We start from the raw sequence: 12,457 nt of genomic DNA on the forward strand, positions 1-12,457 counted from the left end.
AAGAAAAATAAAATGAGTTACGATAACGCTTGTAAATATTTAGCAGAAAGGTTTCCGGGTGATTTTATTCGCTGGCTTTTAGGAATAGAAGCGACTAGAATCAGAGTATTAAAAACTGAACTGGATGTAGAACCAATTCGTGCGGATTCAGTTAGCTTTTTGCGAGTAGCTAACCGAATTTTACATTTAGAATTTGAAACTGATGCTTATTCTCAACCGCCTATTCCTTTCCGAATGTTAGATTATTCGGTGAGATTGAAACGAAAATATCGTCGAGATATAGAACAGTTCGTTATCTTTTTGCAGCAGACTTCTAACGAGATTGTTTTTACCACAGAGTATCAAGATAGAACTACAACTCACCGCTATGGGGTAATTCGTTTATGGGAACAAGACCCGGCTATATTTTTAGATAATCCTGGTTTGTTACCTTTGGCGGTATTGGCGAGGAGTGATGACCCGGAAAGTTTGCTGGAACAGGTTGCTCAAAGGGTTGATAGAATCGAAGATAGCGAACAGCAACAAGGTATTGCTACCTGTACAAGTATTTTAGCTGGTTTGCGGTTGAATAATGATATAATCAGTCAATTTTTTCGGGAGGATATTATGCGTCAATCGGTTGTTTATCAAAGAATTTTACAAGAAGGAAAACAAGAAGGTAAAAAGGAAGAAGCACTTTCTATTGTATTGCGTCTATTGAGATATGTTTTTGGGGAATTACCTGAAATAATTGTGAACCGAATTGAAGGTTTGTCAACCCAACAGTTAGAGGATTTAGCAGAAGATTTATTTGAATTTTCTGAGTTAGCAGATTTAGAAGCTTGGTTAGGATATCCTCGTGAATAGATGTAGGATGAATGATTATGCGGCAATCGGTTGTTTATCAAAGAATTTTCCCAGAAGGAAAACAAGATCGCCATCCATCCAGCACGGGCTATATTTGTGTTTCCTATGCCTGCTAAATCCACATATTTCCAGTAAGCAGCAACGGCAGTTAAAGGGCAAACAATTCCCGCAAAGTGTTGGTTAATTTGCACCTTTATTGTAGTTAGACCTGCGTGTTTAATAAAGTTTTCCGCAGTTTCTTTTTGCAGCTTAACTTTCACTGCCATTTGTCGATAAGTCAAAGCGTAAGTCCGATCTGATAAATAGTAAGAACTAGTGGCAAATTTGCCCCAAGTCCAGATAAATGGTGAAGCTAACTTGATGTCATTGAACGCTGATGAAGATAAAGGTGATAGAGACGCATAGCTGTATTGTGAATTGGGCATAAATGAAAAACAAAGAAAATTAGTTAGACGTAGGTTTATATTGAGTTTCCTACTATATAAGCTATAAACGAAAATTGTCAATAATTATTTCTAAAAAAAAGAAGTAATAAATAGTATTTTTTAGCTGTTACAGATGTTTAAAATTGGTCGCAATCTTCTGGTGTCCAAAAGTCTGCGATCGCATAATCCTGCAAGCGATCGGTAGCAGCTAATAACCCACATTCCGCACCCTCAACTGTCACAAGGGGGATGAAGGGAGGAATGGCTTTGTGGAAACACAATGAAAGTCAAGCTAATAACCGAAAAAATGGAATCAGGGAGTAATAACATCAAGAATGAGCCGAAAAAGGAGTAATTGTTGAGCATAAATTCAGCAATGAATGCAGCAGAATATCACCGCCAATATCCTAAACAAAAGCTGTGGCTCATCAATGAATTGGAGGTAAATTAGTCAATTAATTAATCACGAGTAGAATCCTAGTTAAATTAATAAGTAATAAGAACGACATGGTTGAGGGAAAAAACTCAAAATATGAAGTCGCTCGTCAGTTAAATTAGAGATGTATTTAAGACCTCTCTGAGAGCAACAATGAATAGATTGAAAGCATTGAAAAATCCATCGTAAAGTCGGGCGATTTGTCGGCTTACCTAACTGATTATTTACAGTAGAATTAGTCTGTTTCAAGCTTTGTCGAAGTAATCTTTGCCCCAAAGTATAGACCAACAAACATAATCCCATGACCAAAGCTAAAGCCTCAATCCGTTCAGGAGATTTGAGAAATACACTGTCAGTAAAAAACAATGGGTCTTTCAGAAAACCAAAACCCCTTTCTGCAGACTGTTGTTCCTTATATTTAATAATCATTTCGTCAGGACTTAGCTGACTAACATCCATGACATTAGTCGCCAGAATAAATCTGCCGCAAGCTAGAGTTTCTTGGTGGACTACACTACTATTTAGTTCTAGTTGTGCTGTGACTTTAAATTTCGGGGTTAGACTGTTAGTATCATCACTAGAATTAGTTCTGACTTTGGTAGTAAATGGAACAACTTTAATGACGGTTAAGCTGTAATATTTTAATTGTTTATCTAACCGTTTAGCTGCCGATATTGCATCAGCTTCACAAGCAAATAGAATAGTTGATAAATCTCGCAACTTTCGCTCAGATTCTTGTTTATTTTTGACTATATTTTTGGTTAACTTCCTTTGGTCAGATTCCCGACGAGAATCGCTTTCTACCACTAACCATCTTTGCGCTACTCCGCCATAATTACTGTGATGTTCTGACCAAGTATAACCCACCAAACAACTCGGAGTAAAATCTGTTAGTTTTAGTTGAGATACTAACTGCTGCGCTTGTTTCAAGCTTTTTGGTACTCGGCTTAACCATTTAATATTGGTCAGCATTTCTAAATTAGGTGCGGTATATAATGCACTATCAGCTACCATTAAAGTATCCAGATTGAATTGCTGTTTAAACTCTTGCATAATTTGAGCAAATACAGCTGAATCTGATTCATTACCGTCCCCGACTCGGAAAAATAATGGGACATCGCCATCCCCACTACAAATTAGGTCTACCATAAATTGTTTTAAGTCAGGACGATGGTCACGCGAGTAGCCGTAAGTAATTTTTATTGGTACAGGTGTGGTTTCCTGATTGGTATTTGATTTGTCAGAGTTATCTGGGTCTATTTCTGCTGAAGAAACATGGCATACTGGCGATAATAATTTATATTCTCCATGCAGATGAAATGAAGAGGAATCTAAATGTCCTGTTTCCAGGTTTACCTGAAACTTTTTGGCAGCAGCTAAGGCAATTATGGCGAAAATTAGACTGGTTCCAGCGACGTATAATTTATCTAAAACTCTTCCTAATCGGTAATCATTAAGATGTTCTGGTCTTACTCCTTCGCCGATTAAATGTTCAGTTGCTTTTCCTGAAAAAAACTTAGAAAATAAATATAATGGTGCTGATACTAATCCCAGTCCATTGAGCAACATCGCCTTTACTACTTGACCTGGACTGACTATTTCTCCTGGTTGTTCTCCCACTATTTCGTTGATTTTCTCTACTATTCCTATTTCATCAATTAACCCGGCTACTAGCCCTAGATGGTCGAGGTCTTCTATGGTCGTCTCTATCTCTAATGGATTATTCATCTGCTTCTTTGAAAAAGAAAACTGCTTTATTTTTACCATGCTGGTTAATTATTTTTAACCCCAGAAAGGGAGGCTAAAAATAGTAAATTTTTCCATCGGCGATGGAACCATCGCCATCTCACTCTACGGGACTAAATGACAGAAATCTTTAAGCATTTTTACTCAGAGTATTAGTGCCAACTTACTTCTTCTGGCTTTGGGACTCCGTGTGACAGTTTTGGGTGCGGAATGTGGGTAATAAGGTAGCAATGGCTTCTTTAGTAACTAAATTATCTATATTGTCAACATAGTATAGGGATGTTTTGCTCAAAAAGTGTCACAAAAATTGGCACATTTTAGATGTTAAAAAAGATTCTAATTTGGGCTGATTTTTACTAGTGGAAATTAGTTATTTTGTGAAATAGATTTTTGCTCTGGTTCTTTTTGTCCAGAGGTGATTTGCACTGGTTGATTTGCAGAACTGGGTAGGCTGGCTTGGTTTTTCTTATTGCCAATTTTGGATGAAAACCAATGTTTTACTCCGGCAATCCAGTTTTTACCATTGATCATCACAGAAATAATTACCCACGTAGCTAACCCTGTAAAGAAGCTGAGGAGGAGTACTAAGGTAAAAGTGTTTAGAGAATGAGAAGTAAAAGGTTTATTAATAAGTATTTCTCCTGGATTTTGCTTGATCCAATAGGGGACACTAGTTGCTACAATTCCTGCTGCGCCTATGCTAAAGCCTACTGCTTGGATGGTCTTTTGTAGGTTGCGATCGCGCTCTGCCTGCTCAATCTCCACCAAACCCCTTATACTAGCAATAGCTTGGTCTAACAATTGAGCACCAGGCTTTGAATAATTTAAATCCGCTTGAATTTGCAATGCAAAGGTTTGGCTTTCTCGTTCTACAAATCGATTAAAGAACTCCAGATTATCATTTACTTCCTCTTGCAAGCGTTTCAAAGTTCGCTGATAATTTCCACTGTGAATATTAATCGTATTTCCCGCATTTTCTAGCGTGCGAAATTGGAAAGTATATTGCGGCGCAGTTTTCAAGAGTTCTTTTAAATTGGTTTTTAAAAGCTCTAAATCAAGTGAATCTGGTAATTGCGACTTACTAGTAATTTGGTTTTGGACTAATTTATCAAGTTGGTGGTAATGTTGACGACTCATTTGGAAAACATGAGTGATTTTATGATAATATAAAAACAGTTCTGGTAAATCAAAATAGATTTTTCGCAGTTGTTCTGAAGTGGTATTAGTAAAATAGAACAGCACGAGAACGCGAGTTTGAGAAGTTCTGGATCTGCTAAACTCTAAAATGTAACCATCTAAAAACTTCTCAGCTTCATAAAAATCAGGATATTTGTCATCAAGTAACTTATTTAGCAGCTTTTCAGCGTGAGGGATTAATTTTTCGGGTTTATCAGGTTTAGGGATATTTAAATAAGCAGTAATCAGGAAAGTTTGACCGAGAAAATGTTTTTCATCGGCTAAACTTAGGCATTGATTTGGGTTAAATGAAGGTATTTCTGTTAAGTTGACATTATCAAAACTGGGATCTTCAGGACGAAAAATATTAATTAACAAAGCGTAGCTATCGCTAATCTTTTGGGGGTATAGCAAAAGACGGTATAAAGGTTTAGGTTTGTTAGGATTGAGGTTTTTCTCTTGACTGGACAAGCTGAAAAATTGTTTGCCTGATTTCTTAACATTTAGTAATTCATACTTATTTGATTCGGGGAACTTTTGCCGAAATTCCGGGAATGGATTACGATCGAAATCAAATATTTGATTATAATGATTTTTTAGCAAGCTTTCATATTTGTCTTTGAAGGTTTGCGGGGGTTCGTTAATGGGAGTTTGCGAATCTAAATCTGTGCCAGATTGCAGAGTGAAAGCGAATAAATTAACATTTACGGCGTAATAAACTAGATCAGCTTGATCGGACATTGTGGTTAAGATGGCGAATTGTTTTCTGGGTTATTAGGTTGATTATCCTTAATTATCCTTTGGATTTCGTATTTATTTTCCAAAATATCTATAGGCGGGTTGTCTGTATTTGTTTCATCGTCTGTCTCACTTTCATCATCCATATCACAGCGAACTTTAGCCCAATTAGTTTGGTTTAATATTTGATTGATTTGGGGATATTTGCTACACCATCGGAGAATTGTCAAGGCAATTTTATCAGGTGTATCAACGGAATTTAAATCTTCAGCGAGTTGATTTAGGTCTTGCCAAATTGTAGGATTAAATAAATCGCTGCTTTCCTTAGCTTGTTCTAGTTCCAGCAAGGTGCGGAAGTCGAGAATCTTTTGCTGTGAATTAAATAATGGTTCCATAACTTTAACTTTTTCTCAAGGTAGGTTGTTGCGCTTCAGCGCTATTCTTTTTTTAACGCAGATGAATGCAGATGAACGCAGATAAACGCAGATGTTTACTTTGTCTCTTTGTCTTGGTTATAAACCAATCGGGCAAAAAGCAGCCCAATATTGAGGTTCGACAAAGGGTTGAGTTTTGGGAAAGTCGCAAAGTAGGATCATTTCTATTTGAATGAGTTGGGTTTCATTTATTTTAACTTCCTTTTGCAACCAAGTTAAAAAGTCTGGGCGGGAAACGCTTTTTAGCCATTTTTGGGCAGCTTGCAAAGCTAGGGGAATGTTGGAGATGTTCTCTAATTCTTGATAGAAACGAATCATTAAAAAGGCGGTGGAAAAATCGCTGACTGACCATAAACTGCTGACGACGTTTATTGCGCCAGCATAGAGAAAACCGCTGGGTAATCCGAGATATTCGTCGGTGAGAACTCTACCGACTAATCCAGTTTCGCAGGCGGAAAGGGTGACGAGGCGACAAGTTGGTAGGTTGAGATTGGTGAAGATTTCTTTGAGGGTTAATCCTTGGGTGAGGGTATCAAGGCGACGATCGCTTCGGAGGATAATATATCTATCTTTATTGTCTTTATCTTCTGCAATTTCTGGGGTGGCGGTGGGATTTGCCAAAAATAGGGCAGAGTTGAGAGGATTGTTGGAGTTGAAACTGCCGTGACAGGAGAAGTGGGCGTAGTAAGCTGTACTTAGTTGGGCTAAGTTTTCTGGGGAGTTGAAGGCGTTTTTGGTTGCTTTTTCATTTTTGAGGATGTGGGTGTCGGGGTTGAACTTGCGGGAAATTGTTTCGACTTCGATTTCTGTGTAACGTAGGTCTTTGGTGGGGTTTTGGATGGCGAACAGGGGTGTTTTTGGGGGTGTTTGGCGTTGGCGTTGGTGGAGGCGTTGCAAAAATTGGCAACTGGGGGCGTATTGTATGCCGTTGGTAAATAAATCGATGAGATATCCGGTTTTTTCTGTGTTGTCTGCTTTCTGTCTTTTGCCTTCTAAGGCGTGAAGTGGTAAGAGGTGTAAGTCGCAGTGGGGGATGAGGATTAGTTTTTCGATTGTTTCGGGGATTTGGTCGAGGATTTCGTTGAGGTGGAGTGAGGTGGCGAGGGTGGTGAGGCGACTGCTGAGGGTGTCGCCCCAGGTTTTTTGGCGGTAGTCGCTGAGGTAGTTGGCGATGGCGATGTCGAGTTGTTGGCGGTTTTCGGGGGGAAAGTAAAGGGGTTGGATTTGGATTTGATCCCCCCTAACCCCCCTTAATAAGGGGGGGACAGGATTTTCATCTTTTGTTAAGGGGGGGACAGGATCGTTCAAAGTCCCCCTTGTGAAGGGGGATTTAGGGGGATCTTCTGCTGGTGGAATTTGGATTTGATCCCCCCTAACCCCCCTTAATAAGGGGGGGACAGGATTTTCATCTTTTGTTAAGGGGGGGACAGGATCGTTCAAAGTCCCCCTTGTGAAGGGGGATTTAGGGGGATCTTCTGCTGGTGGAATTTGGATTTGATCCCCCCTAACCCCCCTTAATAAGGGGGGGACAGGATTTTCATCTTTTGTTAAGGGGGGGACAAGATCGTTCAAAGTCCCCCTTGTGAAGGGGGATTTAGGGGGATCTTCTGCTGAGGTGGTTACTATAAAGGTATAAAACCCTGATTCGGAAAATGGGGGAAGGTACCACTGGATGAGGGCGGTTTGGTGGTCGAGTAGTTGGGTAAAGTCGGGTAGTTCGGGTTTGACTTTTTGGGTGAGGGTGAAGTCGGGGTCGTTGATTTCTGTTACTAGTTCTGAGAGTTGCTGTTGTAGGGTTTTTAGTTGGGTTTCTAGGTTAGAAATGGGTGATGGGGAAGATGCTGTGGGGGAAATATTTCGTCCCTGAGTTTTGCTGTTGGTGTCTGTTTCGGTTTCTGTTGGGGATTCGTTGTTGTCGAGTTCTTGTTGAACTCGGAAGATTTGGCGACGGAGTTGGTGGAGGCGTTGTTTTTGGTCGGGGGTGGCGTTTTTGGGGTAAAGGTTGGTGTTGTCGAGGAGTTCGATTAGGGTGCGAGATTTGCTGCGTTCGATGGTGAGGAGGGCGGTTTCGTAGTGTTGGGCATTGATGCAGCTTTGCACCATGTTTTCGTAAATGTTCAGGGCGTTTTCGAGGATTTCTCGTTTGCTGCGTTGGGATGTCGCCCACTCCCGACTTTGTTCGACGGCAGATATGGCGTTTTCATATCCGTAAATGGCGTTTTCCCAGTCTTGGAGTTCAAATGCGAGGTCGCCAAGGTTGCGTCCTGTTTGCAGACAGTCAAGGGGATAAGCTGAAGGTGTCCGAATTTCTAAGGCTTCTCGATAACACTTAATTGCTTGCTTAATATTATCAGTTCTCTCTCCCCTGATTCTGTCAGAGTAAGCAGTTGCCAGATTATTTTGCGTCATTGCCCAATCTTGGGGAAAAGCTTCACGGGTGTAGACAGTGAGGGCATTGGTGTAAAATGCGATCGCACTCTCCAGATTTTCTCCCCTGTCTCCCCTGATTCTGTATAAGTAAGCATTTGCCAGATTATTTTGCGTCATTGCCCAATCTTGGGGAAAAGCTTCACGGGTGCGGACAGTGAGGGCATTGGTGTAAAATGCGATCGCACTCTCCAGATTTTCTCCCCTGTCTCCCCTGATTCTGTCAGAGTAAGCATTTGCCAGATTATTTTGCGTCGTTGCCCAATCTTGGGGAAAAGCTTCACGGGTGAGGACTGTGAGGGCATTGGTGTAAAATGCGATCGCACTCTCCAGATTTTCTCCCCTGTCTCCCCTGATTCTGTCAGAGTAAGCATTTGCCAGATTATTTTGCGTCATTGCCCAATCTTGGGGAAAAGCTTCACGGGTGTAGACTGTGAGGGCATTGGTGTAAAATGCGATCGCACTCTCCAGATTTTCTCCCCTGTCTCCCCTGATTCTGTATAAGTAAGCATTTGCCAGATTATTTTGCGTCGTTGCCCATTGTTGGGGAAAAGCTTCACGGGTGCGGACTGTGAGGGCATTGGTGTAAAATGCGATCGCACTCTCCAGATTTTCTCCCCTGTCTCCCCTGATTCTGTCAGAGTAAGCAGTTGCCAGATTATTTTGCGTCGTTGCCCAATCTTGGGGAAAAGCTTCAGGGGTGTAGACTGTGAGGGCATTGGTGTAAAATGCGATCGCACTCTCCAGATTTTCTCCCCTGTCTCCCCTGATTCTGTCACAGTAAGCATTTGCCAGATTATTTTGCGTCATTGCCCAATCTTGGGGAAAAGCTTCACGGGTGCGGACAGTGAGGGCATTGGTGTAAAATGCGATCGCACTCTCCAGATTTTCTCCCCTGTCTCCCCTGATTCTGTATAAGTAAGCAATTGCCAGATTATTTTGCGTCGTTGCCCATTGTTGGGGAAAAGCTTCACGGGTGTAGACTGTGAGGGCATTGGTGTAAAATGCGATCGCACTCTCCAGATTTTCTCCCCTGTCTCCCCTGATTCTGTTACGGTAAGCAATTGCCAGATTATTTTGCGTCGTTGCCCATTGTTGGGGAAAAGCTTCACGGGTGTAGACTGTGAGGGCTTTGGTGTAAAATGCGATCGCACTCTCCAGATTTTCTCCCCTGTCTCCCCTGATTCTGTCAGAGTAAGCATTTGCCAGATTATTTTGCGTCATTGCCCAATCTTGGGGAAAAGCTTCACGGGTGTAGACTGTGAGGGCATTGGTGTAAAATGCGATCGCACTCTCCAGATTTTCTCCCCTGTCTCCCCTGATTCTGTCAGAGTAAGCATTTGCCAGATTATTTTGCGTCATTGCCCAATCTTGGGGAAAAGCTTCACGGGTGTAGACTGTGAGGGCATTGGTGTAAAATGCGATCGCACTCTCCAGATTTTCTCCCCTGTCTCCCCTGATTCTGTATAAGTAAGCAATTGCCAGATTATTTTGCGTCGTTGCCCATTGTTGGGGAAAAGCTTCAGGGGTGTAGACTGTGAGGGCATTGGTGTAAAATGCGATCGCACTCTCCAGATTTTCTCCCCTGTCTCCCCTGATTCTGTTACGGTAAGCAATTGCCAGATTATTTTGCGTCATTGCCCAATCTTGGGGAAAAGCTTCACGGGTGTAGACTGTGAGGGCATTGGTGTAAAATGCGATCGCACTCTCCAGATTTTCTCCCCTGTCTCCCCTGATTCTGTCAGAGTAAGCATTTGCCAGATTATTTTGCGTTTGCGCCCATTTTTCTGGGTTATTTTCAACAGTACGAACGGAAAGTACAATTTCGTAGGCAGCGATGGCAATTTCTAAATTATCAGCCCTTCTGCCTCTAGGAAACTCACTAATTTTAATACCGATATTTTCAATTAAAGCAGCATATCCTTCCGCTTCTTCTGGGTTATCTATTCCCCCCAAGAATCCAGTCATTGTTTGTTGCAGAACTGGAATAAAATTAAGATTCAGCTTATCTAAATTTGCTTGCAATACTCCATAAATGTGCCGCGAATCTCCGCCAAAATTCTCAACTTCTGTCTGTACCAGCAATTGTAAAAATGTTAAATAATCATTTAGCGAGTTATTCTCCACCTCATTACCCGCATCGGATGTAAAACCCAAAAATTCCCCCAGCTGACTAGCAAGATTTCGCAAAAAATTAGCTTCATTTTCGTTTCCCGCCTCCGCCAACTGTGCCGCTACTGCCTCGCAAACTTGCAAAAACTCCAAATCCAACAAATCCGAGTTTGCCTGTAAAATCTCTGGTTCTTCCCCACTAGGACAATTTAGCAGTTGTTGAATCAGATTGAGATAATTTTGAATACGATTTTCATCCATTGAGTGTTACCTTGAGCACTCCTACTGTTCGAGTGTAACTAAAAACACTGCTAACTTCCTCAAAATCCCAAATTTCTTTAACTATTGATGAGTTGATGCAAAGTAAAGCGGTTCCTCAACCCAGTTTTCTCGATACTGCCCAAAATCCTGCAAAATCAGTGGAACGGACTCTTCTGATAAAGCTCGCGCATTACTTTTGGGTTGATCTCGATCCATCTGTTGCACCAGTCCACTGTGTTCCACCATAGCCACTGGATCGCATGACTGTCTGTAATTGTTTCTAACTCGTTATGCTGAAGTTCAGCTGTTAACCTTGGCGATCGGTCATCATGATTGGCTTTATCCTAGCTCTCATTCTGTTTATTAGTCCAACTTTGATTATTTTGTCGATCGCGTTGAGTAAGTTTGGCTTGGTTTGGAGTTTACTTTGGATATTGGCAGGCTCAATAATGGGTGGTTTGCTATTTGCGATCGCAGGTGCCGTATTCTACACACTACAGATACAGTGGGAGGATCGCCAAACTGGACCACCAGAGTCAGGTGCGATCGGTGCAGGTCTAGGTAGAAGCATTGTCACGCTGGTTTTTATGGTGATATTTGGTTGGATTGGCTCTGGTTGCGGAGCTTTTCTTGCATTCAAATATTTGTCTTCTCGATAGTACAAGCAGCGTTCAGTTTAGATAACTTCATCTTTTTATGCTTATATTTGCATAAAGTTACAAAACTGTATGTTTTGTAACAAATTTAATGAGTTAATAACTGTAGTCTCCCCTTATCCCCTGACCCGGAACCAATTTATGTTTGACTTAACTGCTGCCGACTACTCTCTCTTGTCTTGGATTCAACAGTCTGGAATAGCCGCACACTCTCTGTCCCTCCGCTTCCATCTGGGGAGTTTAATCGTTTGTTGTCAAACTCTTGAAGATGCAACTAAGTTATGGGAACTCCGCTCCATCCTCCAGCTTTCTGGTATCGAGTTGTGCTTTCGAGTCAATGGCGTTTTTTATATGGCTACCGCCATTAGATAATTGCAGAAATAATCAAAACCTAACCCTGGATAAGCTTTTGGCTTTGTCACATTATTTGGGATCGATCGCGAATAGTCGAAGCTTATAGACAAAGCCTAAGTTCAGCAAATGTGGCTATTGTGGGTTTTCTACTTGAGTTTTAATCGTTTGCCAAACAGATAACACTCCATCCATCCATCCCTGTGCAAAAGTAATCCGGCAAGGGGGATCTACTTCTAGTAAGTAAGCGAAGTCCGCATCCAATTGACGTGCTTGTTGGGGACAGTCTTTCAAATCCAGGTAAGAAAATAGATAGTCGAGCACATCTTCATCGAGGGCAGTTGCGAGAGACTGAACTCGTTCAAAATGGCGGAAATCTTTGTAGGATAACTTAGCACTGGAACGAATTCCTAATTCAAATCCTTCTTGACGAACTTTGTTGAGGAGTACTTTCTTTTCTGACTGAAGGCGTTGGACTAAATTTTCGTCTTCGGCAACTTGGGTTTTGAGTTCTTCGATTGTAATAGCCATCTCTAATGCCTCCTGGCAAAGGGCGGAAATATTGAAGCGTTGCTTGACGGGTTGAAGTCGGGCAAACAGTGACTCTGGAACTGCTATGGTAACTCTTTGACTCACAACTCCCTCCCGCGTTCTGTCTACTCTTATACAATATCAGAGCTAATTGCATAATTGCTGCTAATTAAACAATTTGTTACATAACATACAGAATGACATGGTAAAGTATGCAATAGGGGAACACGAGCATAAGGCAGTGGTGTTCTCATCCCCGGCTTTAGGTGTTCACCCGCTAACCCACAATTCTGCAAACAGTCTACAAATCAACTTACC

The 12,457-nt window shown here is 41.5% G+C and carries 9 protein-coding genes; 3 read left to right on the forward strand and 6 right to left on the reverse strand.

What is annotated here, in order from left to right; all coding sequences use genetic code 11:
• Nucleotides 1-12 precede the first annotated feature (12 nt).
• On the forward strand, nt 13-846 hold the full coding sequence (locus ACE1CA_RS14775; protein ID WP_486517891.1) for an Rpn family recombination-promoting nuclease/putative transposase: 834 nt from the start codon (nt 13-15) through the stop codon (nt 844-846).
• 906 nt (nt 847-1,752) lie between these two features.
• Here the strand turns inward: ACE1CA_RS14775 and ACE1CA_RS14780 are convergent.
• The 5 genes from ACE1CA_RS14780 to ACE1CA_RS14800 form a co-directional block, all read right to left on the reverse strand.
• The gene (locus tag ACE1CA_RS14780; RefSeq protein ID WP_413277490.1) at nt 1,753-3,435 is read right to left on the reverse strand and encodes an IS1634 family transposase; all 1,683 of its coding nucleotides are present in this window, start codon (nt 3,433-3,435) and stop codon (nt 1,753-1,755) included.
• 384 nt (nt 3,436-3,819) lie between these two features.
• Nucleotides 3,820-5,370 (reverse strand): hypothetical protein, encoded by a 1,551-nt coding sequence (locus ACE1CA_RS14785; protein ID WP_413279071.1) that lies wholly within the window; start codon nt 5,368-5,370, stop codon nt 3,820-3,822.
• Between the two features lie 5 nt (nt 5,371-5,375).
• On the reverse strand, nt 5,376-5,762 hold the full coding sequence (locus tag ACE1CA_RS14790) for a hypothetical protein (RefSeq protein ID WP_413279070.1): 387 nt from the start codon (nt 5,760-5,762) through the stop codon (nt 5,376-5,378).
• A gap of 117 nt (nt 5,763-5,879) precedes the next feature.
• Entirely contained in the window at nt 5,880-10,601 is a 4,722-nt protein-coding gene (locus tag ACE1CA_RS14795) for a CHAT domain-containing protein (RefSeq protein ID WP_486517893.1), read from the reverse strand.
• An 81-nt stretch (nt 10,602-10,682) separates the two neighbouring features.
• Complete coding sequence (locus ACE1CA_RS14800) at nt 10,683-10,817, reverse strand: hypothetical protein (protein WP_486517895.1); 135 nt, start codon at nt 10,815-10,817, stop codon at nt 10,683-10,685.
• A 113-nt stretch (nt 10,818-10,930) separates the two neighbouring features.
• Between ACE1CA_RS14800 and ACE1CA_RS14805 the strand changes: the two genes are divergently transcribed.
• Entirely contained in the window at nt 10,931-11,260 is a 330-nt protein-coding gene (locus tag ACE1CA_RS14805) for a hypothetical protein (RefSeq protein ID WP_413278339.1), read from the forward strand.
• Nucleotides 11,261-11,398: 138 nt separating this feature from the next.
• Nucleotides 11,399-11,629: a hypothetical protein gene (locus ACE1CA_RS14810; RefSeq protein WP_413278338.1), complete on the forward strand. Its 231-nt coding sequence runs from the start codon at nt 11,399-11,401 to the stop codon at nt 11,627-11,629.
• Between the two features lie 114 nt (nt 11,630-11,743).
• Here ACE1CA_RS14810 and ACE1CA_RS14815 read toward each other — a convergent pair whose 3' ends face one another.
• Nucleotides 11,744-12,244, reverse strand: coding sequence for a hypothetical protein (locus tag ACE1CA_RS14815; protein WP_486517897.1), 501 nt, complete (start codon nt 12,242-12,244; stop codon nt 11,744-11,746).
• Nucleotides 12,245-12,457: the final 213 nt, after the last annotated feature.

This window comes from Floridaenema evergladense BLCC-F167 (genome assembly GCF_041929205.2).
GTDB classification, from domain to species: domain Bacteria; phylum Cyanobacteriota; class Cyanobacteriia; order Cyanobacteriales; family Aerosakkonemataceae; genus Floridanema; species Floridanema evergladense.